This is a genomic window from Exiguobacterium sp. s80, from assembly GCF_018618725.1.
GTDB classification, from domain to species: Bacteria; Bacillota; Bacilli; order Exiguobacteriales; family Exiguobacteriaceae; genus Exiguobacterium_A; species Exiguobacterium_A oxidotolerans.
Genome location: NZ_JACSMP010000001.1, coordinates 785,511 through 811,538, shown reverse-complemented (window position 1 = coordinate 811,538; position 26,028 = coordinate 785,511). Strand labels below are relative to the sequence as shown.

Annotated in this window: 34 protein-coding genes; 12 read left to right on the top strand and 22 right to left on the bottom strand. The window is 49.0% G+C overall.

Going from position 1 to position 26,028, the window contains the following annotated elements:
* Positions 1-23: 23 nt before the first annotated feature.
* The 4 genes from KNP94_RS04345 to KNP94_RS04330 all read right to left on the bottom strand — a co-directional run bounded on the left by KNP94_RS04345 (position 24) and on the right by KNP94_RS04330 (position 2,722).
* On the bottom strand, positions 24-1,019 hold the full coding sequence (locus tag KNP94_RS04345; protein WP_214804576.1) for an LLM class flavin-dependent oxidoreductase: 996 nt from the start codon (positions 1,017-1,019) through the stop codon (positions 24-26).
* A gap of 66 nt (positions 1,020-1,085) precedes the next feature.
* Entirely contained in the window at positions 1,086-1,778 is a 693-nt protein-coding gene (locus KNP94_RS04340) for an ABC transporter ATP-binding protein (RefSeq protein WP_214801698.1), read from the bottom strand.
* 96 nt (positions 1,779-1,874) lie between these two features.
* Positions 1,875-2,261 carry a hypothetical protein gene (locus tag KNP94_RS04335; protein ID WP_088837143.1) on the bottom strand — a complete coding sequence of 129 codons (387 nt, stop codon included), beginning with the start codon at positions 2,259-2,261 and terminating at the stop codon, positions 1,875-1,877.
* 47 nt (positions 2,262-2,308) lie between these two features.
* Positions 2,309-2,722 carry an Rrf2 family transcriptional regulator gene (locus tag KNP94_RS04330; protein WP_088837142.1) on the bottom strand — a complete coding sequence of 138 codons (414 nt, stop codon included), beginning with the start codon at positions 2,720-2,722 and terminating at the stop codon, positions 2,309-2,311.
* A gap of 131 nt (positions 2,723-2,853) precedes the next feature.
* On the opposite strand from KNP94_RS04330, the gene KNP94_RS04325 reads away from it, so the two are divergent.
* On the top strand, positions 2,854-3,480 hold the full coding sequence (locus KNP94_RS04325) for an NAD(P)-dependent oxidoreductase (RefSeq protein WP_215115326.1): 627 nt from the start codon (positions 2,854-2,856) through the stop codon (positions 3,478-3,480).
* 60 nt (positions 3,481-3,540) lie between these two features.
* Here the strand turns inward: KNP94_RS04325 and KNP94_RS04320 are convergent, their stop codons facing one another.
* Positions 3,541-4,023 carry an NUDIX hydrolase gene (locus KNP94_RS04320; RefSeq protein ID WP_088837140.1) on the bottom strand — a complete coding sequence of 161 codons (483 nt, stop codon included), beginning with the start codon at positions 4,021-4,023 and terminating at the stop codon, positions 3,541-3,543.
* A 106-nt stretch (positions 4,024-4,129) separates the two neighbouring features.
* Here KNP94_RS04320 and KNP94_RS04315 point away from each other — a divergent pair, with 106 nt between their 5' ends.
* Together KNP94_RS04315 and KNP94_RS04310 are read left to right on the top strand one after the other, a co-directional pair.
* Positions 4,130-4,489 carry a hypothetical protein gene (locus tag KNP94_RS04315; RefSeq protein WP_215115325.1) on the top strand — a complete coding sequence of 120 codons (360 nt, stop codon included), beginning with the start codon at positions 4,130-4,132 and terminating at the stop codon, positions 4,487-4,489.
* Between the two features lie 12 nt (positions 4,490-4,501).
* Positions 4,502-5,227 (top strand): site-2 protease family protein, encoded by a 726-nt coding sequence (locus KNP94_RS04310; protein WP_215115324.1) that lies wholly within the window; start codon positions 4,502-4,504, stop codon positions 5,225-5,227.
* Positions 5,228-5,305: 78 nt separating this feature from the next.
* On the opposite strand, the gene KNP94_RS04305 is transcribed toward KNP94_RS04310, so the two are convergent.
* Entirely contained in the window at positions 5,306-5,725 is a 420-nt protein-coding gene (locus tag KNP94_RS04305; protein WP_029330103.1) for a universal stress protein, read from the bottom strand.
* An 18-nt stretch (positions 5,726-5,743) separates the two neighbouring features.
* Positions 5,744-7,207 carry a SulP family inorganic anion transporter gene (locus KNP94_RS04300; protein WP_215115323.1) on the bottom strand — a complete coding sequence of 488 codons (1,464 nt, stop codon included), beginning with the start codon at positions 7,205-7,207 and terminating at the stop codon, positions 5,744-5,746.
* A gap of 170 nt (positions 7,208-7,377) precedes the next feature.
* Here KNP94_RS04300 and KNP94_RS04295 point away from each other — a divergent pair, with 170 nt between their 5' ends.
* Both KNP94_RS04295 and KNP94_RS04290 read left to right on the top strand, forming a co-directional pair.
* Entirely contained in the window at positions 7,378-7,920 is a 543-nt protein-coding gene (locus tag KNP94_RS04295) for a recombinase family protein (RefSeq protein ID WP_088837135.1), read from the top strand.
* Between the two features lie 128 nt (positions 7,921-8,048).
* Positions 8,049-8,597 carry a DUF4256 domain-containing protein gene (locus tag KNP94_RS04290; protein ID WP_215115322.1) on the top strand — a complete coding sequence of 183 codons (549 nt, stop codon included), beginning with the start codon at positions 8,049-8,051 and terminating at the stop codon, positions 8,595-8,597.
* 64 nt (positions 8,598-8,661) lie between these two features.
* Here the strand turns inward: KNP94_RS04290 and KNP94_RS04285 are convergent, their stop codons facing one another.
* On the bottom strand, positions 8,662-10,329 hold the full coding sequence (locus tag KNP94_RS04285; RefSeq protein ID WP_215115321.1) for a methyl-accepting chemotaxis protein: 1,668 nt from the start codon (positions 10,327-10,329) through the stop codon (positions 8,662-8,664).
* A gap of 123 nt (positions 10,330-10,452) precedes the next feature.
* Between KNP94_RS04285 and KNP94_RS04280 the strand changes: the two genes are divergently transcribed.
* Positions 10,453-11,016 carry a DedA family protein gene (locus KNP94_RS04280; RefSeq protein WP_215115320.1) on the top strand — a complete coding sequence of 188 codons (564 nt, stop codon included), beginning with the start codon at positions 10,453-10,455 and terminating at the stop codon, positions 11,014-11,016.
* A gap of 36 nt (positions 11,017-11,052) precedes the next feature.
* On the opposite strand, the gene KNP94_RS04275 is transcribed toward KNP94_RS04280, so the two are convergent.
* The 4 genes from KNP94_RS04275 to KNP94_RS04260 form a co-directional block, all read right to left on the bottom strand.
* Positions 11,053-12,267, bottom strand: a complete 1,215-nt coding sequence (locus KNP94_RS04275; protein ID WP_215115319.1) for a chloride channel protein — start codon at positions 12,265-12,267, stop codon at positions 11,053-11,055.
* 24 nt (positions 12,268-12,291) lie between these two features.
* Positions 12,292-12,633 (bottom strand): potassium channel family protein, encoded by a 342-nt coding sequence (locus KNP94_RS04270; protein WP_088837130.1) that lies wholly within the window; start codon positions 12,631-12,633, stop codon positions 12,292-12,294.
* A 4-nt stretch (positions 12,634-12,637) separates the two neighbouring features.
* Positions 12,638-13,690 carry a DUF389 domain-containing protein gene (locus KNP94_RS04265; protein WP_204251449.1) on the bottom strand — a complete coding sequence of 351 codons (1,053 nt, stop codon included), beginning with the start codon at positions 13,688-13,690 and terminating at the stop codon, positions 12,638-12,640.
* A 68-nt stretch (positions 13,691-13,758) separates the two neighbouring features.
* Positions 13,759-14,706: a cation diffusion facilitator family transporter gene (locus KNP94_RS04260; RefSeq protein ID WP_088837128.1), complete on the bottom strand. Its 948-nt coding sequence runs from the start codon at positions 14,704-14,706 to the stop codon at positions 13,759-13,761.
* 307 nt (positions 14,707-15,013) lie between these two features.
* Here KNP94_RS04260 and KNP94_RS04255 point away from each other — a divergent pair, with 307 nt between their 5' ends.
* Positions 15,014-15,916 carry a sensor domain-containing diguanylate cyclase gene (locus KNP94_RS04255; RefSeq protein WP_214769126.1) on the top strand — a complete coding sequence of 301 codons (903 nt, stop codon included), beginning with the start codon at positions 15,014-15,016 and terminating at the stop codon, positions 15,914-15,916.
* A gap of 52 nt (positions 15,917-15,968) precedes the next feature.
* Here KNP94_RS04255 and KNP94_RS04250 read toward each other — a convergent pair whose 3' ends face one another.
* The 5 genes from KNP94_RS04250 to KNP94_RS04230 all read right to left on the bottom strand — a co-directional run bounded on the left by KNP94_RS04250 (position 15,969) and on the right by KNP94_RS04230 (position 19,527).
* Positions 15,969-16,775 carry an SDR family NAD(P)-dependent oxidoreductase gene (locus KNP94_RS04250; protein WP_214766087.1) on the bottom strand — a complete coding sequence of 269 codons (807 nt, stop codon included), beginning with the start codon at positions 16,773-16,775 and terminating at the stop codon, positions 15,969-15,971.
* Positions 16,775-17,428, bottom strand: a complete 654-nt coding sequence (gene nfsB / locus KNP94_RS04245; RefSeq protein ID WP_215115318.1) for an oxygen-insensitive NAD(P)H nitroreductase — start codon at positions 17,426-17,428, stop codon at positions 16,775-16,777. The genes KNP94_RS04250 and nfsB overlap by 1 nt, the downstream gene beginning before the upstream one ends.
* A 167-nt stretch (positions 17,429-17,595) precedes the next feature.
* Positions 17,596-17,958 (bottom strand): winged helix-turn-helix transcriptional regulator, encoded by a 363-nt coding sequence (locus KNP94_RS04240; RefSeq protein ID WP_239456891.1) that lies wholly within the window; start codon positions 17,956-17,958, stop codon positions 17,596-17,598.
* Positions 17,959-17,977: 19 nt separating this feature from the next.
* Positions 17,978-18,649: a zinc dependent phospholipase C family protein gene (locus KNP94_RS04235; RefSeq protein ID WP_214766083.1), complete on the bottom strand. Its 672-nt coding sequence runs from the start codon at positions 18,647-18,649 to the stop codon at positions 17,978-17,980.
* A gap of 20 nt (positions 18,650-18,669) precedes the next feature.
* Positions 18,670-19,527, bottom strand: a complete 858-nt coding sequence (locus KNP94_RS04230) for an alpha/beta fold hydrolase (protein ID WP_214766081.1) — start codon at positions 19,525-19,527, stop codon at positions 18,670-18,672.
* Between the two features lie 62 nt (positions 19,528-19,589).
* Between KNP94_RS04230 and KNP94_RS04225 the strand changes: the two genes are divergently transcribed.
* Entirely contained in the window at positions 19,590-20,300 is a 711-nt protein-coding gene (locus KNP94_RS04225; RefSeq protein ID WP_256442561.1) for an HAD family hydrolase, read from the top strand.
* 18 nt (positions 20,301-20,318) lie between these two features.
* The gene (locus KNP94_RS04220) at positions 20,319-20,747 is read left to right on the top strand and encodes a GNAT family N-acetyltransferase (protein WP_215115316.1); all 429 of its coding nucleotides are present in this window, start codon (positions 20,319-20,321) and stop codon (positions 20,745-20,747) included.
* On the opposite strand, the gene KNP94_RS04215 is transcribed toward KNP94_RS04220, so the two are convergent.
* From KNP94_RS04215 to KNP94_RS04195, 5 genes are all read right to left on the bottom strand, one after another.
* Complete coding sequence (locus KNP94_RS04215) at positions 20,722-21,639, bottom strand: hypothetical protein (protein WP_214766075.1); 918 nt, start codon at positions 21,637-21,639, stop codon at positions 20,722-20,724. The two genes, KNP94_RS04220 and KNP94_RS04215, sit on opposite strands and share 26 nt — an antisense overlap.
* The gene (locus KNP94_RS04210) at positions 21,636-22,166 is read right to left on the bottom strand and encodes an RNA polymerase sigma factor (RefSeq protein WP_215115315.1); all 531 of its coding nucleotides are present in this window, start codon (positions 22,164-22,166) and stop codon (positions 21,636-21,638) included. Before KNP94_RS04210 ends, KNP94_RS04215 begins: the two co-directional genes overlap by 4 nt.
* Before the next feature lie 85 nt (positions 22,167-22,251).
* Positions 22,252-22,815, bottom strand: coding sequence for a nucleotidyltransferase family protein (locus tag KNP94_RS04205; protein WP_215115314.1), 564 nt, complete (start codon positions 22,813-22,815; stop codon positions 22,252-22,254).
* An 18-nt stretch (positions 22,816-22,833) separates the two neighbouring features.
* Positions 22,834-23,634, bottom strand: coding sequence for a phosphotransferase enzyme family protein (locus KNP94_RS04200; RefSeq protein WP_215115313.1), 801 nt, complete (start codon positions 23,632-23,634; stop codon positions 22,834-22,836).
* 12 nt (positions 23,635-23,646) lie between these two features.
* On the bottom strand, positions 23,647-23,865 hold the full coding sequence (locus KNP94_RS04195; protein ID WP_215115312.1) for a hypothetical protein: 219 nt from the start codon (positions 23,863-23,865) through the stop codon (positions 23,647-23,649).
* A 119-nt stretch (positions 23,866-23,984) separates the two neighbouring features.
* Here KNP94_RS04195 and KNP94_RS04190 point away from each other — a divergent pair, with 119 nt between their 5' ends.
* The 3 genes from KNP94_RS04190 to KNP94_RS04180 all read left to right on the top strand — a co-directional run bounded on the left by KNP94_RS04190 (position 23,985) and on the right by KNP94_RS04180 (position 25,878).
* The gene (locus tag KNP94_RS04190) at positions 23,985-24,992 is read left to right on the top strand and encodes an NADP-dependent oxidoreductase (RefSeq protein ID WP_215115311.1); all 1,008 of its coding nucleotides are present in this window, start codon (positions 23,985-23,987) and stop codon (positions 24,990-24,992) included.
* A 36-nt stretch (positions 24,993-25,028) separates the two neighbouring features.
* Positions 25,029-25,439, top strand: a complete 411-nt coding sequence (locus KNP94_RS04185) for a nucleoside 2-deoxyribosyltransferase (protein ID WP_215115310.1) — start codon at positions 25,029-25,031, stop codon at positions 25,437-25,439.
* A 178-nt stretch (positions 25,440-25,617) separates the two neighbouring features.
* Positions 25,618-25,878, top strand: a complete 261-nt coding sequence (locus tag KNP94_RS04180; protein ID WP_214766065.1) for an MFS transporter — start codon at positions 25,618-25,620, stop codon at positions 25,876-25,878.
* Positions 25,879-26,028: the final 150 nt, after the last annotated feature.

Here is a 26,028-nt window from a genome sequence, read left to right as displayed (position 1 = left end):
GCCGACACATCGTCGGCCGTTTTTTAGTGCTGTATCATCTGTTCGGCGATCAACCGGTACGATTCGAGCCGTTTGTCTTGGTCGTAAGCATTGTTGATTAACAAAAATTGATTCGTCCCGTACCGGGTTGCCAACTGTTCGAGTGCTGCTTCGACTTCCGTCGCCGTCCCGACGATAGTCCGGCGCCGGTCATGTTGGATCCGTTTTAATTGTTCCGGGTTCCAGTCCTTCGTCCCGACGGTATCAAACGACGGGACGATCGAGTTTCCGAGCCGGATCCCTTGAATCCAAGCATCTTGTGTCGTCGCCAACTGTTCTGCTTCTGTTGTCGTTTCGGCACAGATCGCAAACACACAGACGATGACCGTCGGCTCCTTGAACTGCGCACTCGGAATGAACTGCTCGCGGTATGTCCGTAATGTCTCTTCCCAGCGGTCCGGATTGATGAAATGACCGAAGACAAGCCCCATCCCCCGCTCTGCCGCGAGCCTTGCACTGTTCGGTGACAGACCGAGCAAATAGAGGGGAGCCGTTTGCGTGAGGCGCGGCGTCGACTTGACGATCCGAAACGGATGCTTTGCGGACAACGAATCAGTTAAAAAACCGGACAATTCATCCATCAAGCGTGGGAACTCAGAATACTTATTCGCTTCCCCGTCCGTCAAGGCACTTCGTGTCCGCTCGCTCCCGCCTGGTGAACTGCCGATTCCGAGTTCGATCCGTCCCGGATAAAAGGCTTCGAGCGTCGAAAAGTTTTCCGCGACTTTTAATGGGCGGTACTGCGGCAACAGGACGCCGCCTGTCCCGAGCTTAATCGTTTTTGTCTCACTCCCCATCCGGGCAATGAATAATTCAGGCGCCGCGCTAAGTAAACCATTCGTATTATGGTGTTCGGCGAACCAGTAGCGCTCATAACCAAGCTGTTCTGCTGCTTCGACGAGTCGTTTTGTTCGCATCATCGTGTGTTCGATCGTATCCCCTTCGTGGAGCGGGACTTGATCGAGTATGCCAAGTCGCATCGTGCGTCGCCTCCTTTACTGATAAGTGTAAAGGGTCAGCCGTCCGAAAACAAAATCGGTGCTCCGTCAGACCGTGACGAGTCGCGAGTCCGCGATGACGAGTCCGTCCTTCATCTCGATTTTTCGATTGGCGCGGTCAGCAAGCTCCGGGTCATGGGTGACAAATAAGACGCCACATCCTTTTTCAGCGTTCAACCGTTTTAAAAGTTGAAAGATGATTTCCCCGGTTTCCGTATCGAGGTTCCCCGTCGGTTCATCCGCGAGGAGCCACTTCGGCTCATGGACGAGTGCCCGGGCGACGGCGACACGCTGCTGTTGTCCGCCGGAGAGCTGGGACGGCAACGAGCTGGCTTTTTCTGCAAGACCGACTTGGTCGAGTAAGGCAAGTGCCCGCTCCTTCTTATCATAGGAAACTTTGCGTCCGAACAATGGAGCCATCACATTTTCAAGTGCCGTCAACGTCGGAATCAAATGAAACTGTTGGAAGATAAATCCGACGTTCTCGAACCGGAAATCAGACAGTTCTTTGCTCTTCAACTGATTGATCGGTTGGTCACCGTACAGCAGTTGCCCCGTCGTCGGACGGTCGAGTGTCCCGATCAGACTAAGCAATGTCGATTTTCCTGATCCAGACGGTCCGATGATTGAGATGAAATCACCTGCGTCGAGCGTCAGATTGACGGCGTCAAGTGCCTTCGTTTCGATACCGTCCCCTGAAAATGATTTACCGATGTCCTGACACTGAAATGTATCCTTCATCTGATTTCCTCCTTAAATTCATCTTGTCCTGAATGGAATTCGTGATATATTTGGAAATTCCTGCAAAACAAAAACGACCTTTAAAAAAAGATCGTTTTACGTCGAGACAGAGGGACGTTTAACCCGTTTTGCACAGACTTCATACGGAATCACATAAAACAGACAGGCGATGACGGCAAAGCGAACGATTCCGAGCACGTTCAGTTGGATATCGATGGATGATTGACCAAACGCTTGATAACCACCGATAAACAAGAGAATGGCGAAGGTCAACGTCGTCAGATAAATCAGGAGACGTAACGGTAAAGGGTACCGCCCGGCAATCCATAACATGGGAATCCCGAACAAAAATGAAAAAAGTGTCACGGCAAACGTTCCAAATTGATAAAGAAATTCATTTTCTAAGTTGTTTAACAGCGCATAACCCGTAAAACATAAAAACGATAAAAGGACACTCACAGCAGAGTAACTGACTAAGCGCATCGTTTATCCTCCTTTGAATCCGTTTACAAATCTAGACACGACCACCATCATCTCGGAATGAGACGATGGACGACATCAGCTAACGTTTCTGCTGCGAGTTCTGCTTCTAACGCCTGTTGAGCCCGGCTGAACGTCGTCTCGAGCGCGCCTTGAATCTCGCGGCCGATCGGACAATTCGGATTCGGGGACTCATGCATCATGAATAAGTCTTCTTTCGGCTCAACAGCACGATAGACCATCAGCAATGTGATGTCTTCCGGCTTTAGTGTCAGGATTGCACCGGTCCGTCCCGCCTGTGTCTTGAGCAGTCCTGCTTTTCGCAGGAGACCGGTCAGGCGACGGATGACGACAGGGTTCGTATTGACACTCCCGGCAATGATTTCGGAAGACATCGGTTGTTCTTCACTTGAACTGATTAAAGCGAGTATATGCACTGCGACCGCTAGTCGACTATTGATCATTGTTTTCACCACCAATATCTTCAGTTTAGTGAGGGGATGTTTTTTTGTCAATTTCCTTGACAGAATAAATTTTTGTAACTAAAATGATTACAAGTATCATGCTACATAAACTTAAAAGGAGGAGATGTTAGATGAAAGTTGCGATCATCGGTGCAAGTGGGAAAGCAGGACGAACCATTTTAAAAGAATTAGCAGAAAGAGGTCATGCCTTGACGGCCATTGTCCGAAATGTAACCCGGACGACGCACGATGCTGTCCTCGAAAAAGACGCGTTTGCATTGACGAAGGACGACCTGTCGGGATTCGATGTCGTCATCAATGCCTTTGGCGCGGCGCCTGGAGATGAACTGCAGCACGTCGAACTCGGTCGCCATTTGATGGAGGCATTGTCCGGAACGGCAACGCGTTTAATCGTCGTCGGTGGCGCCGGCAGCCTGTTCGTCGACCAGGAACAAACGACACGTTTGGCAGATACACCGGATTTCCCGGAAGCATACCTTCCGACGGCGAAAAGTCAGACGCTTAACCTGATTGATTTGGAACAGACGACCGATTTACATTGGACGTTCGTCAGTCCGGCAGCCTTCTTCGATCCGGAAGGTGAACGGACAGGAACGTACCAACTCGCTTCAGACGTCTTGACCGTTAATGCAGCAGGTGACAGTTACATCAGTTACGCCGATTATGCCGTCGCCATTGCGGATGAGGTCGAACACAATCGCCATGATAAAGAGCGCATTTCAGTTGTCTCGAAGTAACAGATAACGCCCGATGTCCTGTTCAAAAGGACGTCGGGCGCTTTTTCTGTCATGCTTGGTTTAATTCTTTACTTCAAAGGAGTTACGTAATGCCCAAATCGTGGTACCTAACTCCTCCAGTAAGGCATGTGCCCGTTTTTCGATTTTTTCCGGGAGCGCATCTTGACTGAAGTATGCCAAGTCAAAACTTTCGTCATCATTGATTTGTAATGTCCCCGTGACTTCGTGCGCGTGGAACAGGTTGATCACACTATCCGTCTCGTCTCCGTTCGGATATGTGAACTGGTAGCGTGGTCCGGAAAAGACACCAATGAGTTTGACCTTGTCCGTCACAAGTCCCGTTTCTTCATATAATTCCCGGATTGCGACTTCTTCTAATGTTTCCCCGAGTTCCATCGAGCCGCCCGGTAATCCCCAATCGTTTGTATCGGAACGGTGTTGGAACAAAAGTTGTCCTTGTTCATTGATGACGAGGATTGTCGCACCGACGCTGATGATCGGTCGACTGCCGATGAATTTTCTTAATTCTGTTATGTATCCCACGTGTTGTCCTCCTTTGTTACGATTGCTTCCAATTTCACTGTACCCTCTTTTGTAAAATACTGTATGATATGAAAGTCAGTTCATTTTACCAAAAGAGTGGATTTTCGTGAAGTCGTTTCCTGAAGAACTAGACCTGTTGTCCTTATTTTCAGTAAACCCGGGTGAACCGGTTCCACTCTTCTATTACGACGAATCGACGTACCGCTTTCAAAATGCCGTCGAACAGTTCATCGTTCGCCTGACACCGGCAAGCGGTCAGTTTTTCCTTCAAGTCAATCAGCGTTCCGACGGTCGACTGCTGTCGAGTATGTACTTAGAGGCCCTTTCGTCATTTGAAATCATTCAAGACGACCGGGAGGCTGCACGGATTTTACTGACCTTGGAACAAGACGAAGTCGTCCAAACCATCGAAATCGACGTTCGTCCGAAGTTTCGTCTCATCTTTCAAGAACAATTAACGCGTTAAAAGGAGCAGATCATGTCGTATTTCGTATTATTGGGGACTTTTTTGCTGGCGACGCTCCTCCATGAACTCGGACACGTCGCAGGTGCCAAGCTCGTCCGGATACAGGTCCGCACCCTGTCAGTTGGGTTCGGTCCCGTTCTCGCGCGGGCGACATACCGTGGAGTCACCTACCAGCTTTGTTTGCTGTTACTCGGAGGTTATGTCTTACCGGCTGACGCTGCTGTCACTCGCGGTAGACGGATCGTCTTTGTCGCTTCGGGACTAATCATGAGCATCGTCCTCGTCCCGCTTGCTTGTCTCTCGGTCCTGCAAATCATGAATCCGGCACAATCTCTAGTGGCCGGGTGGTATCACCTGATAACACCGTGGGTCACGTATCCGGTTCACTTCCTGTTTGATAGTCTGCCGTCTCTTTTGCCGGACGGTCCTTACACCGTGACGGTCCTGCTTCAGTTACTCGCTGCGACGAGTCTCTTTCTCGGATTGACGAACTGTCTTCCGCTGATCATGCTCGACGGCGGACAACTGCTTTTGCTGCTGTTTGAAGGTTGGTTCCCCGTGTTGCGGCAACAAGAGCGCAGATTACTCAAAATCAGTTATGTCCTGCTCGGCCTATTGATTGCCGTCCCGATTCTCATTGTATTCGTCAAACACATCGAGACGACGTATCCGATTCTGTTGGTCGGTGCCTTCATACTTTACCGCGTCGTCAAACTGTCTCCGGGCATGCGCCTTTAAAATCAAAAAACAGACCACTTTGTGTGCAACGGCAACAAAGTGGTCTGTTTTTTGTATAGAGAATATCCCCTCGTCCGGTCATTTGACGATCATGACGGGGCTTTTAACGCGTTTCGCGACTTTATGGCTGACGCTGCCGAGGACCATTTCCTGAAGCGAGTTCAACCCGCGGCTACCGATGATCGTCATATCCGTCGGCTGTTGATTCGCATGCTCGACAATGGCCGGCCCCGGTTCCCCGCGGAGGATTGTAACGTAATAGGACACCCCTGCCGCTTCGAGCTTTTCTTCGACCGGTCCGAGCTTTCGTCGCCGTGCGACTTCTAGCGCTCCGCTCCCCTCCGAATGCAAGACTTCTTCGCGTGCTTTCGCGAAGTCCGCGACGAAGACGACCTCAATCTTGCTCGATTCGTTCAAGCGTGCGAGTTTAATCGCCTCTTCCGCTGCACGGACAGAATGGTCAGAACCGTCGACGGCTAATAGAATATGATTGTACATACAAATCACTCCTTCAGGTTAATGGGGTGAGGACTTCGAATCCGGTCGGTTATGAATCGCCAAGCGATCGACGAGACGTTTACTTTCCGGATTCAATCCAAGGATCGTGATACTATTCTGATTCGACATCAAGCGTAACATTACCTTGTCGATGGCACCGACTCCTGAATCATCCCAGATTTGTGTCGATGAGAAATCAATGATGATCACAGTATCGTGGACCTCATAATCAAAAGATGCGATGAAGTGATCGACGGAAGCGAAGAAGAGTGGTCCCTGGACGGTATAAATCGTCTGATCCTTCTCCTGTCGTTTGACGACGTTGATTTTTGAGACTTTCGCGACAAAGAACAAGGCGCTCAAGATGACTCCAGTGATGACTCCGATTGATAAATCATGTGTTGCGACGACCGTGATGACCGTCGTCAACATAACGATTGCATCGGCTTTCGGCGCCTTTCGGATATAGGTGAAGGACGACCAATCAAATGTTCCGATTGAAACCATGATCATAATCCCGACAAGAACCGGCATCGGAATTTGAATGACCCAGTTGCCGAGGACGATGATTAAGAACATTAAGAACAGTCCCGCGACGAGCGTCGAAAGTCGACCACGTCCCCCGGATTTAACGTTGATGACGGATTGTCCGATCATCGCACATCCAGCCATCCCTCCGAAAAAACCGGTGACGAAGTTCGCGATCCCCTGCCCCCGTGCTTCGCGGTTCTTTTCGCTCTCCGTTCCCGTCATGTCGTCGACAATCGTTGCTGTCAGCAACGATTCGAGCAATCCGACGATCGACAAGGCGAGTGCGTACGGGAAGATGATGCCGAGCGTCTCGAATGTGAGCGGGACGTCCGGTAAGAAGAACGATGGCAATGACCGCTCAATCGTTCCAAGATCTCCGACCGTCCGTAAGTCGAAGCCGAAGTAAATCGTCAGTCCCGTCAAGACGATGATGGCAACGAGCGGTGCCGGAACCGCGTTGAACAAGCGCGGCAACAAATAGATGATGGCGAGTGTGATGCCGACAATGACATACGTCAACGTTGAAATCCCGACGAAGTGCGGGACTTGTGCCATAAAAATCAAGATTGCCAGTGCGTTGACGAAACCAATCATGACGGCTCTCGGGATGAACCGCATGAAGCGGGCAACCTTCAAGATACCGAATACGAGTTGAATGACACCGGTTAAAATCGTTGCCGCTAATAGATAATCCAGTCCGTGTTCCTTGACGAGCGGGACCATCAGGAGTGCCATCGCACCGGTCGCTGCCGATATCATTCCCGGACGTCCGCCGACGAAAGCGATGATGACGGCGATACAGAACGAGGCATACAAGCCAACCATCGGATCGACACCGGCAATGATCGAGAAGGCGATCGCTTCCGGAATCAATGCGAGGGCGACGACGATTCCCGCTAAAATATCACCGCGGATGTTTGAGAACCACTGTTCCCGGAGTGTCAAATTCATCAATTTCGTTCCACCTTTCCTTTCACCCCTACAGGGTTTCCCGTATACTAAGGATGACCCGAATGGGTGGTTTCGTTGAATGTCCGTTAAGCGTACCACTTAAAGTATCATAATGGAACTGTTTTGGGACGATTGATTTTACGACTAGTGTACGATGTGAGGAGAATTTTATGATTATCAGTTATATGCGTCCGTTTTATGAAGATCCGGAATGTATCCTTCAAATGGAAGCCGTTCAAGCCTTCAAACCCGAACGCCAAGTCATCGAAGAACACGCTTCGTCCAAACGACGGGAAGCGCTCGAACAGTTAATCGCTTCACTGGCGACGGGGGATGTGGTTGTCGTCTCGCAACTTTATGTCTTGGCTGACTCATCGCGCCATTTGATTGAATTGCTTGAACAAATCGAACAAAAGCAAGCATACCTCGTGACGATCCGGGAACAAATCGATACCCGCGAACCGCTCACGCACTCGTTTCGAGAACTCGTCGAACATCTTGTCGCCCTGCAAAGCGATGTCGTCAGTATGACGACACGACAAGGGTTGACGAAAGCGAAGGCGGACGGGAAACAGACGGGCCGCCCGCGTAAAGCAGATGCCAATGTCAAACGGGCAATCGAAATGTATCAAAGCAAACAGTACAACCTCGCTGAAATCCGTCAGGAAACGGGGATTAGCAAAAGTACGCTCTACCGCTATTTGGAGCAATGACTAGAGAGCTGTTAATCAAATCCGTGTTTCCTTCCGAAGTGACAGGAAACACGGATTTTTCATATCTTACAGTGAAAGTGGGTATACTGACTGTAACGAGTAGTAGATGAAGAATGGAGGTATTACCCATGACTGCAACGGAAGAAGAACAGACATTACTGAAACAACTCGAAACCCGCTTCAAGGAACAGATGCACCGGCACCCGAATGTCGACTGGGCTAATGTCGAAAGACGCTTACAGCAACAGCCTGATGCCTTAGCGGTTCTCAAACGAATGGAACAGACCGGTGGTGAACCGGATCTCGTCACGGACCCGGACGCACCCGATGACTTAACCTTTTTTGATTGCGTCAAGGAAAGTCCGACGGGTCGCCGCAGTTGCTGTTATGACCAGGCTGCCCGCGAGAAACGTAAAAAAAATCCACCTGCGACGAGTGCGCTCGAACTGGCAACGGAGATGGGGGTCAGCTTATTGACAGAAGCGCAATACCGAATGCTGCAAGCACTCGAACCGATGGACCTCAAAACATCAAGTTGGATTGCAACGCCATCATCGATTCGTGACCAAGGTGGTGCGCTTTATTGCGATCGCCGGTATGATACGGTATTCGTTTATCACAATGGAGCGGATTCCTATTATGCGAGTCGTGGCTTTCGCGGCTGCTTGACGCTGTGACGTGAAACAGAGATAAACCAAGAGTTACTCCGTGCTTACGTTGGAGTGTGTCTTGGTTTTTTGTTTACCGTCTAGTCAAGGTGTGGTCACTTGCATCAATCGCTCGTTCAAGGAGTTGGACCTGTTGATGCATCGTATCTCCATGACGTTTTAACTGTTCCTGCCGCGCGATGTTCACATTCATTTGATCACCCAGCGTCTTGCCGTACGTTTGTAACGTCAGTAAGGTGTGCTGGATGGTCTTGAGGTGCGAGGCGACTGCTGGATTCACCGTATTGACCGCATGGCGTTCCAGCTCGACGTGTCGTAATGCTTCTTCAATCCGGGATGAACCGGAAAATAGCTGGGTCATCCCGTCCGTCGCTTGACCTAACTGTTGGAACGTGTCATTGATGTGGGTCGTCATCTGGCTTAAATCGCCTTCCATCGTCGTGACACTCGCTGTCAATTCGTCGTTGGCTTGATTGATGCTCCGAATCAAGTGCGTCACGTCAAGCGATAGCAGTTCGACTTCTTTTGCGACGATTGCGAAACCACGCCCCGCTTCACCGGCGCGCGAGGCTTCTATCAAGGCATTAAGCGATAACCGTCGTGTCGCCTCAGCGACGCGTTGAATCTGCTGAATGGAGTGGTTCATCGAATCATTTTTCTCACGTGTGCTGTGTAGTGACCGCAAGACGACGTCGGACGACGTATGTAACGTCTGCGTTCTGATTTTCAACGCATCAAGAATGGTTTCTTCCTGTGCGATCTCCGACTGGAACTGGACGAGCGTCCGTTGACTCTCTTGTAGTGATTGATTCATCCGTTCTAACGCTAACGAGGAGGTGTGCAGGAGTTGATCCGTTTCTTCGACGACAGATTCCACTTCCCGTGAATGGGTGGTCAAGGAAGTGGCGACTTCTGAGATGGCGGTCACCGACTCCTCGGTTGCCGATAGCTGAGTCATGAATTCCGGTTGCATCCGTTTGAGCTGGTTACTCGTGTTGCCCAGTTCATCCGTCAAGCTTGTGATTTGGTTCATCAATTGATTGTACTGGAACACTAACTGTTCGACTTCAAACGTGGTGGTCTTAAGTGAAAGCGGCCGATAGTTCCGTTTCGCGTGGGCCTCTTCAATCTTCAGCGAGAGGACGGATAACGGGGCCAGCTGTTGTTTAATCCGGAAGCGGATCAGCAGACTGACGAAAAATAGGACCGCGAGGCTTAAGGTCCCGAGTTCGAATGCCAGTGCCTTGGCCGGACCGATCAGTTGATCCCGGTCGACCGATAAGAAGACGATCGTATCGAGTTCCTGAATCGCTTTTGCCAGGATGAACCGGTCTCCATGTGTTACCGTCGTGACGGTTTTCGTGTTTAAGTCGCGCCGGACGGTGGTTTGCTCGGTGTTCGTTAATGCAATTGCCGGGAAAACCTGATCTTTCGTACGGAACGTTTCGAACGCAGCTTCATAATCATCTTGCGCAAGATCCGCCAACTGTTGATTTTTCGTCCGTTTCACCGCTTGATCCCGCGCTTTATTCGCTTCCGGATAGGTCAGCGCAATCGCTTTGACGCTTGTATCGAGCATCGTCAACTCCCGTTCGAGCCGTTCCGTCACTGACTTCGTCGATGTCTGATATACTTCATAGACGCTCAGTAAACTAATCGTCAGTAAGCTGATTCCGACTAACGGAATTAACCACCCGTTCAATTGTTCACTCAGCAATCGTTTTCTTTTTCTAGGTCTCATGGCGTATCATCTCCTCGTCGAGTCTATCGGAGATGTCGACCGTTTCATTTATGAAGGGCGTGTAACGATTCGGTAAACTTCTGGTGCGGGCTGCCGCTACACGACTTCGAAAGGAGAAATGACATGACAAACTGGCAAATCTGGATGGACCATTATGGGTATCTCGGTGTCTTTCTCGCCCTGTTCGCCCACTTTATCCCGACCGAACTGATCATGAGTTATGCCGGCTTTTTAGTAGCGACGAATCAGCTGTCCTACGTCGTGATGCTCGCGACGGGCGTCATCGGATTCGTCCTGTCGCAACTCGTTTTGTATGGTCTCGGCTACTTCGGCGGTGAACGGCTGCTACGCGTGCTGACGAAGTGGCTTCACGTACGTCCGGACCGCTTGCAACGCGCCGAACACAACTTACGCCAGTATGGTGGCTGGTACCTGCTCTTGCCCCCGCTCTGGAAAACGGTTTTTGCGTTTGGTGCCGGGACGGTCCGGATTCGCTTGACGACATTTTTACTTTCAACGGCACTGTCCTTTACGGTCTGGTCCTTGCTTTTCATGACGAGCGGTTACTATCTAAAGGAACGCTGGGATCTCGTTGCCACATTTGCCATGAAACACGTCTCCTGGATGGTCGTGTTCGTCGTGCTTTCTGTGCTCGTGATTCGTTGCTGGAGCAGGAAAAGAGATTGATTGAAGAAATCAAGGACCGCATGACTCGTCTGACGTTTACTTGATACTTCCTTCGATTCGAATCGAGATTTGTTTAATCAAGATTGCGACGAATAAGATGAACGGGAAGAATTGAAGTGGGAACAAAAATAATAACAACGTCGCCGTGACGAAAGGTTGTTTCAAAATGACGGTACAGCTCGCAGCAACGGCGACGGCGACGAGTAACCCGGGTGTATACGGAAACAAGACAGCAAACGCGAAGCCGATGGAGGTACTCGAGAAAATCGCCGGAAAGATTTTCCCGCCCCGCCATCCGAATGAAAAACAGATATTCGTCAGCAAAGCTTTTCCGAGCGCAAGCAAGACTAAAAAGAGAATGGATTGATCGAGCGCTTCTTTTGAGAAGTCTAATAGTTCATGTTCACCGGAAAATAAAAAATACGGTGACCAGATACCAAACAAACCGATGGCGAGTCCGGCGCTGATCGCGAGTCCGAGCGGTGATGGATATTTGATTGCAAGCTGGTCCGTCCATCGACCAAGAAGAAGAAACACTGCTCCGAAACCTGCCCCGATGAGGATTGCCGGGACTATGAAGTAAAGGACTTCCCGCGTCCAATTGACTTCGGGGGTACTGATACCGAATACGGAAGCACTCGGGAAGAGGCGGTTCAACAACGTAAACGCTAAAATCCCGCACGCTGTCGTAATCCCGTACAAGAGGGCTTTCGTCAGTTTTGATTGAAAACGACGTTCTGCGATTCCCTCTTCGATCGCTTCACTGACACCGACGAATGGTGCATAAAATATCGTCGCTAACATCGCCCCGATCCCGAGTTCAAGCAATTGTTCCTTTTTATGAATCGTCCACGTCATCCGGTCGCCGATCCACGTCATCAATCCTCCCAAAATACTGACGAGCGCCGCTTCCGGACCAAGACTTGCCCCGAACGTCAAGACAAGTAATGCCGCGCTACTGTTTTTGATAATCGCCCCTTCATACGTAACCCGTCCGGTTTCTTGAAATTCATGTAACGTTTCGTGCATCGTCTTCGGATAATCCCCGATGTATTTCTGGAACAGTCCAATCAACACCCCACCCGTCGCTCCCATCCAAAGCGGGTACCAGGTGCTGTCAAACGTTTCCGGTAATGTCGTCCACACGAGATGAATCAATGCGTTGACGACGCCTAAAAAAAGTGACGCGACTACACCGACGAGAATCCCGAGTAAGCAACTGTAGAAGATAAAAACCAGATTGAACTTCACATCATTCCCCTCCTCCTTTAGACCTCATTTCGGCTTCCGTTTCGTTTGATGAAATTCTTTTAACGCCCGATTGAAGTTGGCAATGACGGCACTGAGGACCCCGATGCCAAGCAACACGTAGACCATCGAAAAGATTTTTCCGAGTGGCGTGATCGGATGAACGTCACCATAGCCGACCGTCGTCAATGTCATGACCGCTAAGTAGACGGAATCGAGATACGTCAATTTTTCGACGCTATGATAGAAGAACATTCCGACCGCGAGTAAGAAGACGACGGAAAACATGACCGCTTTCTGTTCTTCTTGGCGAAACAGGATTCGGACGACATGAAACATGTTTCGCATCAATATGAAAAAGGCAATCATCGAATCAGTCCTTTAATTGGAATGGAAGTTCATCAAGATTGAATGACCGGTTGCTGAACCAGCTGGATTGACGCAACCGTTCTTCGAGATAACGGTTCAGGACGGCTGCTGCTTGTTCGCCCGTCAAGGCGTTGATGTCCGGGACCTGATTGATTACCAAGTCTGTATCCGCTAATCCATAGTCCGGTAAGCTCGATTCGATTGCCGTCACCTCTTCTTGAGACAGGCGTTTCCCGGTGACCGTCACCGTCAATTGTTCTTTTTGTTCATCATAGGACTGGTCAATCACCACGTTTTCCGCGAACTGCTCATCGATTAACGACGTGATCCCGGTACTGATGACACTTTCCTGGACTAATGTCACGGCAGAAAAAATACTGGGGATCGTAATCAGGATGGACAGGACGGCAAGTGCAATGTTAATGCGAGGGTTTTGACGTTTATTAGCATTCACTGCAGAAGCAATGCCCATGAACCGAATACCGATGAACGTCGCAATCGTGATGAAGCCGCAATTGATGACGAATAAATAACTCGATCCTAAAAAATAGTCCAAATTCATCGTCGCAATCGAATAGCCGACCGTACAAAGAGGCGGCATTAAAGCGGTCGCAATCGCGACACCGGGGACGATGTTATTGCTGACTTTTTTTCGCGCACCGATGATGCCTGCCGTCCCGCCGGCAAACGCAATCACCACATCCCAAATCGTCGGTGACGTTCTTGCAATGATCTCATTACTTGCATACGTGATGGGTGAAATGGAAAAGTATAACGTTGCCACAATCAGACTGACGGACACTTGGACAATCAATAATTTCGTCGCACGTTTGAGGAGTGTTAAATCGGATACGGATAATGCAAATCCGACACCTAAAATAGGGGTCATCAACGGCGAGACGAGCATCGCGCCGATGATGATTGGAATGGAGTTCATGTTCAGACCGATTGAGGCAATGAAGATTGAACACATGAGAATAACGGAGTCGCTCGGTGTTACTTTTAAATCGGCATACATCTTATCTTTAAATTCACTTGGCGAATAATGATGATCCATTATTTAATCAACTCCTTTAAAACAAAAGGACAGCTGTCGTGAACGATGCATGATGTTGATCCATTTAATTAATGGTGATGCGAATGAGGTGCGGCACGCCCCTCGAGTTCACAAAGTAAGGCATCACTATGCTCGTGATTCGCAGTCTCGATTTGAATCGTCGCATGATGGATATGTTGATCTTCAAGCTTATGCTTGATTTCCTGAAGTAACGCCTCCCCTTCAGCAATCGACATGTCCCCGTCCGTGACGACGTGACACGACAGGGCATTCAATCCACTCGTGATCGCCCAGACATGTAAGTCATGGACGTCGTTGACACCCTCTGTCCCTTGAATCGTCGCGGTGATTTCTTCGAGATTGACGTTCTCAGGGACACCTTCCATCAAAATATTGACGGCTGATTTCGTCACGAAGTAACCACTTCGTAAGACGAGCAGCGCTACGATGATACTTGCGAGCGGATCGGCCCAGTTCCAACCGAAAAACATGATGAGCAAGGCTGCTGCAATCGCACCAATCGAGCCGAGTGTGTCACTCAAGACATGGAGATAGGCACCTTTCATGTTCAGGTTTTCTTTGACGTCGCCTCCGCGTAGCATGATCCAAGCGACAAGCAGATTGACGAGAAGACCGATGACACTGACGATCAGCATCCCTGTCGAGGCAATCGACGTCGGCTCTGTAAAACGACGAATCGCTTCATAAAAGATATAGAGCGAAATCGCGATTAAAGCGACACCGTTGATGACGGCAGCCAGGATTTCGAAACGTCTGTAACCGAATGTCTTACTGCCGCTCGCTGCCCGTTCCCCGAGCTTAAACGCGACGAGCGAAATCGCGAGTGACGCCGAGTCACTTAACATATGTCCGGCGTCAGCGAGAAGTGCCAAACTATTCGTCAAGTATCCGCCAATCACTTCAACGATCATAAATAGTGTGATGATGGAAAAAGCAATCAATAATACACGTTTGTTTCCAGTGTGTGCATGGTCGTGCCCGTGGTCATGTCCCATTTCATTCTCTCCTTTAAGTGTTGTCTGCAACTCGGACAGTCGATCGTCCGTAGATGCACGCGGAAAGGATGAAGCAGCTTCTTGTTTAAAGCAGATCGCAACCCGTTCAATTCCTCGTATATTGCAAGTAGTTCCTATCCACTCGATACCCGAAAAAGACAGGAACAATTCATCCGGTTCAAAAAAGGAATTACAGTTCTGGATGGAAGCAGAACGGAAACCTAAAAAATCGTCGTGTAAAAAAGTGAAATAATTCAAAAAACATGGTATTATATAGGTTATATAGAATACAAGAAGGTGAATCCGCATGCTTGTTTTAGGAATGAGTATTGGTATTATCATGGCATTAATCTTTACCAAACTTCAAAAACCCGATGAAGCTTCTCAATTATCAGTTGAACTGATCGGACATCATACGAAAGATGTTATTTATGTTTACGAAGTGAAACCAATCCAACGCTTTCGGTACATCAGCCCGTCGCTTGATGAACATATTGGTGATGGCGTCGTCGACGCGAGCTACGCCGATCCGGCTGTCTGTTTTGACCGTATTCATCCGGATGACTTTGATATTTTGATTGCAAAGATATCAGGTACGGGAAATTATGATACCGCCTTTTTACAACGGTGGCGGACGAATGATGGACGATATGTCTGGTTTGAGGAGTATACAACTCCGATTTATGAAAATGATGAACTTGTCGCAATCCAAGGAATCATACGTAATGTTGAACAAGCGATAACTGAAAAAAATGAATTAGAGAAACGGTGCAGGACCGATGCTTTGACAGGACTTTATAACCGTTATCAATTTGATAATATGATATCGGAACTTATGCCGTGTCAAAACGTTCCACTCGCTATCTTATTATTTGATTTAAACGACTTAAAGATTCAAAATGATCATCACGGTCATGCTGCCGGAGATGAATTGCTCAAATTGACCGCGTTCGCTCTAAAGCAGCATAGCCAAAATGTTTACCGCATTGGCGGTGACGAGTTTGCCATTATCGAATCACACTTGACGCTTGAAGAAATCGAAACACTAAGAGCAGGCATTCATGCTGAAATGGACAAGATGCATATCGCTCTCGCTTCGGGCTTCGCGAACGGAATGGCACAAGATGTCGAGCAGCTCATCATGCAAGCTGATGCTGCCATGTACATTGATAAATCAACAAAAAAAATCCGTACATCTTCCACACTTTAAAACGCGGAAGATGTACGGATTTTTTATATAAGCGAATGAAAGGTGCTTCGTCTTACCGACTGATTTCGTCATGCTCAGGAGCACCGTCTGAACGAATCAATTTCTCTAAAATCTGAACAAGCCTTGCACGTTTGACCTGACTGGATGCATCTTGATGCGGATTTACGAACTGGCAACTATCGTTATCGTAATATTTTCCGGAAGCATTTTTGAACTCGTCTGAAAGTGCGGCGTCCACTAAAATTTTTGCGCCAATTTTCACATCATGACCTTCAATGCCAAATGCAGACTTGACCATTTTACTTCCTAATAGTGATTTAGGGTTAATTGCGATAAAGGCAGGTGCTTGCTGTTTCGCCATTTCGATGGTCCACATTGTAAGTGCTAACTTGCTTTGAGCGTATGCATCCCCGTTAGGCAATACTTTTTTTCCGAGAAGGGCATCGACCTCTACTTCTTGTTGAGCTGCTGACGAAACGTTAATGACGCGACTACTTAAAGACATCAATGGCAGAAGCGCTTTTGTCAGCATATAAGGAGCAATTGTATTTACGGCAAACCGAATGTCTAAACCTTCAGCAGTAACCGTTTCGGGTGCACCGTAGACGCCGGCATTGTTAATGAGCACATCGATTCTGGAAACCTCATGAGAGAGTTGCTCCGCCAATCGCTTAACCTCGATTAACCTAGACAAATCTGCTACAAAAGGTACGATTGTCGAGTTTTTTAAAGTTTTACACACAGCGGTTAATTTCTTTTTGTTCCGTCCATGTAACAATATCGTATGACCTTGTTCGGCTAGCATCTTTGCTGTCTCAAGTCCGATTCCGTCTGTAGCACCGGTGATTAGGATATTCATCAGAATTCTTCGATGATTTCAGATTGCTCGAGTCGCGATTTTGGCAAGGATGCATTAAAATCAGAAGCAGCCCGATAGCCTAATGAAACGACGACACTTGAAGTGAAGCCTTGCTCGCGTAAGTTAAATTCTTCATCTAATACTTTCATGTCTAGTCCTTCCATTGGGACAGCATCGATTCCTAAATCCGCGACGCCGAGAAGGAACGACCCTAAGTTCAAGTACACCTGCTTTTCCGTCCAGTGTTGAAGATCTTTAAAGTCGTATTTGTGTAAATCAACGAAAATTTTTCGCCCCCCATGATTTGCCTGCTTAAATTCTTCTTTAGCAAACCGGCCATCCGCATCTTCTTTTTCCGTCAGATGAAGTAAATATTCGTCCGAAATGTCGCTTTTCGCGGCAAAGATCACGACAGCTGCTGCACCGGTGATTTTTGATTCGTTGAATCCGAAAAAGCCTTGTGCCGCCTTTGCAATCCGTTCTTTCCCTGCTTCACTTGATGCGATGACAAAGTGCCACGGTTGGACATTTGTTGACGAAGGTGCTAGTTGAAGGAGTGATTTAATTGTTGCCATATCTTCTTGTGAAATTTTTTTTTCCTGATCAAACTCTTTTGTAGAGTAGCGTGTTTGTAATGTGTTGATCAATGTCATATTGCCACGTCCTTTGTATGTTTAATGTGTAAAGTACTTCGTCAGTATATATCCCGGAAAATCGGCAAACAAGTACTGACATTTTTATCCGTACGGACATTAAAGTACAAAAAACGTGAACCGTTCACCCCTTAGTAAAAGGCGCACAGTTCACGTTTTTATGTTTTTTACTCGTATTCCTCGCTAAAAGAAATTTCACCATACTCATACGTTTCGTGGTAGGTTTTTCCCCAAGTGCCCAACTCTTTCAAAATCGGCAGTAATGCTTGTCCCAAGTCCTCTAACGCATATTCGACTTTCAATGGCAATTCGTCATATACTGTTCTTTTTACAAGCCCCGCATCTACCAGCTCTTTTAGTTGTCTTGAAAGGACACGTTCATTCACATTCGGTATTTTTCGTTTCAATTCGCCGAACCGGAGGATTTTTGCTCCGCCGATATGATAAATAATCAAAGGCTTCCATTTACCGCCCATGACATCTAAAGAAAGTTCAACATTACAATAAAAGTGCTTCTTGTTTTGATTCACCATCTTAATCTCCTTTCTATCATTCCCTTTTTGAGTTTATGCTTTTTGAATGAAAGAAACTAGGAAAATGCTGATTGATGGTAATACCAACTTGATTCGAAAGGATTTTTAAACAACTGTTTACAGCTTGATTGATGTAGCTAGTAATTTCTTGATTGTGATTTTTATAAAATTCCAGCTTCTCGGTTTCTAATGAGGCATCAAGTTGAAAATCCAATGCCAACTCGTCAATTAAAGTAGGCAGATAAGTCTGATCATAGCCTTCGATTTCAAACAAAGGAACCGTTAGCGGAGAGAGTTTGAGTTCATATAATTTAATAATCCGACCATTTAAACGGTTGAAATCCCTGTAAGATTTTTCTAAATCCGCCTGCCATTGCTCGCGTGAGACGTACGCGACCTTCTCGAGGTAAAACGCTAACCATACCTGATCGGATATCAAATGACAGAGGTAACCGAGGTAAAACGGTTCCGCTAATCGTGTTTCATATGTATGCAAAAAGCGGTCCAGGTTAATCCGGTTCTTCCCGTTCTCATCCAGGTCCTTGAAGTGGGTTTTCCCTTTCGGCACGCCCATCAGACCGTGGATATCCGGTGCAATCCCGCCTAACAGAAAATCACTCCGGGGCTCCGGTTTCAGCTTGTCCGCGAGCAATGACGCAATACAATAATGCATGATCCGCGATCCCATATGTCTTCGCTCCTTTTAGTTTAATCGTTCGCGCGTTCATCGATTCGGCGGACGGCATCAAGGACGGCGTCCGGTCGGTCCAGATGAATCGCATGACTTGCCTGCTCCACAAAAAGTAGTTCGCTTTGAGTCGATAAGTCGGCCTGTTCGCAAATCAATCGTTTCCATGTGTCCTCAAGCAAGCGTAGCTCCGCTTCCGGCAACCCCTCTTCGATTCCGCTGTTCACGGCCAGTTCCTTGTCGCGTCCGAGCACAATAAGTGGAAGATCAGCGAGTCGACCGCGCCGTTCCAACGTAACAGCGTCGTTCTGCCACTGTTCGATGGCGGTGGCCATTTCGCCGTACAGCAACGGATCGGTTTGGAAATCGAGCAGCTCTCGTTGGACGCTTACCGGTAACTGCCGTTGCTCGTGTGTCAGTTCTGGTCGAATGGCCTCGCATAAGGCGTGACGTGTCATTTCCGCGTAACTTCGGCACTTGTCAAGCCAGACCTGATCCGTCGACAGTTCATCGAGGACCGGTAACGTCAAGGAATCGAGTTGCCGTAAGCGAACGGATGTCGAGTCGACGAGAACGAGTCCACGGACGGTTTCCGGGTAATCATGCGCCATCTGTTGGGCACACAGCCCACCGTAAGAGTGTCCGACAAGCAGGACCGGCTCCGTGACGTCTAAAGTTTTCAGTAATTCCTGCAATTGCAAAGCGACCGCAACTGTTCCGGTTTGAGTTGTGTTCATCAGTTCATGGCGGTGAAATGAAATCACGCGAAATGTTTGTTTTAATGATTCAATGACTGGATACCATTCATGATAGGTGCAGCCAAGACCGGGCAGAATGACGAGTGGTCGTCCCGGCGTTTTCGTATCGAAATGGGACATGTATATCCTCCGTTTTCTACAGTATAAACATTTTTTCCTATAGTCATCATTTTTCCATTATAATGAAATTATGTTTTGATTTTATTATAGGAATAGCGGTAATTGAAATTAAAAATATTCAAGCTGTTATCTTTGATTTAGACGGTACCCTTCTGAATCGTCAGTTGTCCTTACAAAGATTCATCACGGGACAATACCAGCGTTTTTTAAACGACTTACAACCTGTTTCACTGCCGGACTATTCGCGTCGCTTCATCACATTAGATCACGATGGTTACGTTTCAAAAGATGTTGTCTATCAACAATTACTTCAAGAGTTCGAGATCACGACGGTAACGTGGCGTCAATTATTCGACGATTACCTCGTTTTTTTTCCAGACCATTGCCTCGCGTATCCTGATACGACGGTCATGTTAAACAACTTAAATAAACAAGGTTATCTGATTGGCCTCATTTCAAACGGCGCATCTGACTTCCAGCGCGCCAATTTAGAAGCTTTAGGGATTGTACATTATTTCAATCACATCCTCATTTCGGAAGACATTGGAATCAAAAAGCCGGACCCGCTTATTTTTAACTACTTTTTAGAAAAGTGTGCCCTTGACGCACATGCGACCGTCTACATCGGCGACCATCCCGTAAACGACGTCTACGGTGCGCAGCAAGTCGGGATGAACGTGATTTGGAAAAGAAACGGCTCCACGCGTCGGCCCCCGTGTACGGACTGGATCGACGACTGGTCCGAATTAGGCACATTGCTTCAGAACGACTAACAAAAAGGAGTTTTTACCATGTCAGAACTGCAATACCAAATCCGCCCCTACGCGGACCACGATTTCGAGGCGATTCAACGGTTGAATGTGGCTGAAGGCTGGAGTAATCTCGTCGCCCGTGCTGACGAAACAAAACGCGCCTTTGCGGCGTCTAACGTTGCTTACGTTGTCGTCATCGACGGAACCGTTTCCGGCTACATCCGTGGCATGACGGATACGGCGATCACGCTCTACATCTGTGAGCTGTTGATCGCGGACAGTGCCCGCGGACAGGGACTCGGACAAGCCTTGCTCGGACACGTCCACGCCCTCTATCCGGCGACACGGCTCGAGATTCTTGCGAGCGCTTCCTCCCACTCGTTTTACGAACAACTCGGCTATCGTCCGTTTTATGGTTTTCGAAAGACGATCGATGCCACCGTCACAACGCCTCCCACATCGCTTTGAAGACGACCGGGTCGACCTTAAAGAAGACACCCAGTTGGTGATAGACGACGTAGCCGCCTGCAATCAGCCGCAGCGACACCGTGATCCCGTCCGCTTGCGTCACGCGTAAGACCTTCATTGTTTTGTAATCCGTGACTTCTGGCGGGACTTCTTCGCGTGTCATCGCACGGGCCTCGTACAAGGCATCAATGAAAGCCCGGTACCGATTGTCCGCTGTCATCGGTTGTGCCGTTTCGTCGTCGTTCCACTGGTCAAATGTTTGATAGGCGAGGCGTCTGACCGGCGCGTCGAGGTTTAAATCCCGGAAAAAATCGTTGCCTGTTTTCAGCACGAAGCCTGTCTGGCGCTCGAGTAGCCAGACTTTTTTTATGCCTTCTTCCTCCCCTACAGCGAACAGGAGCACGGACGGCTTATAGCCGTCGACCCGATACAAAGTGACCGGTCCGAGGTTCGAGCCACTTTCCAGTGTTTCAGGGGTAGTATCACCCGTTTCCTCAAGTGTTGCCGTCACGCGCCCCAGTCTCTTCCCTTGCAGGGCACGGACGTCATCCGTCAGCGGTGTCTCCATCGCAAGATAAAGCTCATTTTGATAGACGAGCCCGGGGAGCATACTGCCTGCGGTCGAACTGCCCTCCACTTGTTCGTCCTGCGCCCAGTTCGGGACGACGACGGCACCGTCTGTCCGAACGATTTCTGCCGCAGGCGGTGTCTCTTCCAGTAGCATGCCGCCACCGACCGCCAACAGGAGTGCTGCTGCAACCAGTCCTGTCGCGGTCTTACGTCCGACGAAGCGCGGACGGCGTGCCTGCTGAACGCCGGCGAGCAAATGACTGCGAACCTGTCCGCGGGGCACATCGATTGAATCCACTGCGCGTTTGACCTGCTCTTTCATTTTGCCCCGCCCCCTTTCACCTGTTTGGCCTGAACCTTTTGAATGGCCCGGTAGAGTGTACTTTTGACCGTTCTGACCGGTATTTGCAGGAGATCGGCGACGTGCTGCAGTGTGTAGTCCTCGTAATACCGTAAAAACAGGATCGTCCGTTCCGCTACGGTGAGCACTTCGAGCAGCTCCTGCAAGTAAAGATCATTGACGAGTCGCTCCTCGAAAATAACTGGTTCGGCGACATCCGTTGCCGCCGTCGCATAATCGACCCGGATTCCTTGGGTTTTCTTTAGCATGTCGAGCGCACAATTGATCGCGATCCGCGTCAACCAGGTTTTGGCGATCGTCGCGTCCAATAACGTATGGCGGTGTTTCCAGGCGCGATAGGCAACTTCCTGCACATTTTCGAGTGCATCCTGGTCATTTTTTAAGTACAGGTAGGACATCTTGTAAAGATAGGTATCATGACGCGTCAAAAACATCAGAAACGTGTCATCGTCAAACGCGGGTTGTCGCTTGTTTCGCCGACCGATCATCGCCCGTTCTCCCCTTTCTGTCTGTCACTACCTATTAGACCGCGTAATCGACGAATTTCGTTTCAACGATTTAAATTTTTTTCACTCAAGTTGATTCATTCTCCGCTTCATGGACACCCGGCCAGTTCTTTCCCCACTGTTTTTCCGTCAGCCGTTGCCGGTAAATCAAATGCCGTGCCGTCGCCTGGAACAGCGGCGTCGGCCGCAGCCGTTGTTGCAACAGATCACCAACGCCGTAGGCCGTGAAAAATTCGAGCTGGTCCGCTTGTAGCGTCAGACCGATCGCCGTCACCGTCTCCGGAAACTGTGCCATTGCGTCGCGGGACGACCGGTATGGCGGTAAGTCATTTTTGGTATGCATCCGTGCCTGATTTTTGACGGACCAGGGGTAGTCCGGCAACTGTTCGTTCAGTCGGGCTTCCAGCATTTGGTCAGTCGCTTCCGTCGTGTCGGATGTATCAAAATAGATGACGTCGATGTCCGCCACCGCTGTCGCTTCCTTTTGCTCTAAAACATCCCAAACCTTTGCCCGGACATACCCGGCACAAATCCACCAGTCCGGTAAGTCGAGTGTCGCGACCGCCTCAAGAAGTATTCTTGTCTCCCGGTCCCGTTCAAACATCTGGACGATATCTGTTTCCGTCTTCATTTGCACCATCGCTCCTTTTTAATCGAACCACGTCACGCCATGCTGCTTGATAAAGGCAAGTTCTTGCTCATAATGCGTCGCATGCCCCTCCTCAATCATCCGCTGAAACGCCTCCTCCCCGTCGGCTGCTTTCCGATGAATCGTCAACAGGAGGGCTTCAATCCGCAGCAGTAACGTATCAAACAATTGCGTTTTTAATTCCGGCATCCCGTAGGCCGCTAAAAAGATGTCGATGCGCCGTTTGATCCGGTCTGGTCCCGTAACGGGGTCATAGTCGACTTGTCGCCCGTGTCCATCGTGATGATGGCGGCTGAGCGGGACGAACGTATACAACGTGTAGGCGATGTCCCAAATCCGTGGTCCGGGTGCCGCTAAATCAAAGTCGATGACGCCGATCGGTTTTTCGTCCTTAAAAATGACATTGTAGACGGCAAAATCATTGTGACAGATGACTGCATACGGCAGCGGCGTATTGTCGAGCGGCTCCCATGACGCGGGTACTTCGAAGTCTGCCGTGGCATCATGAAACTGACGGAGTAACCGGGCCGTCTCTTCTAACACGGCCTCCGACCACATGTAGGCCTTGAGGGGATAGTTTCCCGCCTCCCCGTCAAGATACGACAGGATTTCCCGATTTTGTAGATCGATTCCGAGAAACCGTGGACTTGCCGGATACTCTTTTTTCTCGAGGTGCACGAGCAGCCGGTGAATCCGCGGGCTGTCCGGCGTTTGTTCCCGCCGGACCGTGTCGCCTGCGCGACTGACGGCAGAAACGTTTCCCCCTGTTAGCGGTTGTTCCTGTTCATCTTCCTTTGACATGATGTAACCTCCCTATCGTTTCGAATCAAATTTGGGTAAAAAGACGATGATACCCGCACCAATCAAACACATGATGACATCACTGAACGTAACCGACGCTACATCAAAATCAAACATCGTCCTGACAAGCTGCCAGACGAGAACGAGCGTGATTGCTAAAGGAACGGTCCGTTTCATCCAGCGGGGTATGCGAATCCATTCTTGTAATAACCGTGCTCCCCATTTCTTCAACACGTCCCCACCTTTCACGATTGGTTAATCCCATATTTTCCCTATCCAATTTCAGTATAGCATTATCGGAAGGCGTGATACACTGGTTAAAAAGACTTGTCAGAGAGGCTGGATGTTCGGTGAAAGCAATGACGATTGAAAAATATGGAAACGTACCACTCGAACTAACGGAACAGCCTCTTCCCGTTGTCTCCGCACATGATGTCTTAGTCGAAATTCATGCCGCGAGCATCAATCCGGTTGACTTTAAGATTCGGGACGGCAAGGTCAAACTGTTGATTCCCTTCCAGTTCCCGTTGATTCTCGGCAACGATTTTGCCGGCATCGTCACGAGGGTCGGTTCCGCGGTAACACAGTTTCAAGTCGGCGACGCCGTCTACGGACGGGCCGAAAAACAGCGGATCGGGACGTTCGCGGAATTCATCGCCATTCATGAAGACCTCGTCGCACGAAAACCGGATGCGTTATCGTTCGAAGAGGCGGCGGCGATTCCGCTCGTCGGTTTGACGTCCTATCAGGCACTCCACGACGTCTTACAAGCGACACCGGGTCAAAAAATCTTGATCCAGGCCGGTGCCGGCGGTGTCGGGACGTTCGCCATCCAACTGGCGAAGGCGATGGGACTGTATGTCGCGACGACCGCCAGTCCTGCCGGCCATGATTTGGTCAAAGCACTCGGTGCCGACGAAATCATCGATTACCGGACCGTCGCCTTCGATGAGGTCTTACATGACTTCGACGGCGTCTACGATACGATTGGCGACGACACGCTCAGACGGGCCTTTAAAATCGTCCGGCCCGGTGGACAAATCGTCTCGATTTCCGGATTGCCGAATGGTCGGTTCGGCAAAGCGTACGGGTCCGGGGTTTTAAAAACGATGTTATTTCGTCTCTTGACGGTCCGCGAGGCCTTTCTCGAGCGGAAATACCGCGTCACATACACGTTTTTGTTCATGAAACCGAGCGGACGACAACTGCAGCACATCACGGAATGGATTGAGACGGGGCAAATCAAACCGGTCATCGATCGCGTCTATCCGTTTGAAGCGGCACAGGAGGCGCTCGCCTATTCAGAATCCGGTCATGCGAAAGGGAAAGTCATCTTGAAGGTGAAGGAAGCGAATTAAATGTTTTTGACAACCCATGCTGAAAGGAGCAGACGGATGCAGTTTTATATCGGATCAAGCTTTGCCAATATCACGAACGTCCGTACATTACGGGATAAACTGATCGATCGCGGATTTACGCTGACGTACGACTGGACCCAAAACGAACGGGCGACGAGTAAAGCGGCACTGCAAACGATTGGTCATGCTGAAAAGCAGGCCATCACGCTCTCGGACTGCGTCATCATTTTGCTGCCGGCAGGTAAAGGAAGCCATATCGAACTCGGAATCGCCCTAGGACAAGACAAGCCGATTTTTCTCCATTGCGTTGATCAGACATACGACCGGTTCGAGACGACGAGTACGTTCTATCATTTGCCGGAAATCATCCCCTGCAGCGGGACGCTTGAAGAATTGACCGAATTGATCGTGCATCATCACCAACAGATGTTTACGCGTGGATTGTAGAGGGTTCTCCTCTGCAATCTTTTTTTGTATCGTAAACTAACCGAACCTGGATTTTTTTTTAAGTTGCACTAGCTATTTAAGTCAGTCGATCCGCTTACTGCTTCTACTGATTGGCGGATTAGGAATCGGGTTAGCCGCACTGGGTCAAATCTCAACGGTCTTTCAAGGTGTCGTCCTGTTGCTTACAATGGGGTTACTGTCCGCTGTCATCAACGTCTTACTCTTGACGACCATTCAAGCGAAGAGCCAACAGCCGATGATGGGACGTGTCATGAGTTTAGTGAATGCGGCGTCGAACGGCTTAGTCCCGCTGTCGTATGCGTTAATCTCACTTTCGCTCTACTTCCATTTCACCATCACATGGATTCTCTTGTATTGCGGCATCATGATCGTGACCACTTCCTGTTTTTTCTTCATCCGTTCAATGAAAAAAGATTGATGAAGCTTAAAGATTTTACGTACAGATGCCGTTTTGTCGAGACGGAATACGCTTTAATACGTTTAGATGACGCATCTTTTTTTGGCATCTTCTAAATAAGGACAGATGCTTTTATCACTCAATATGACTTTGGCTACATATTGAACTATA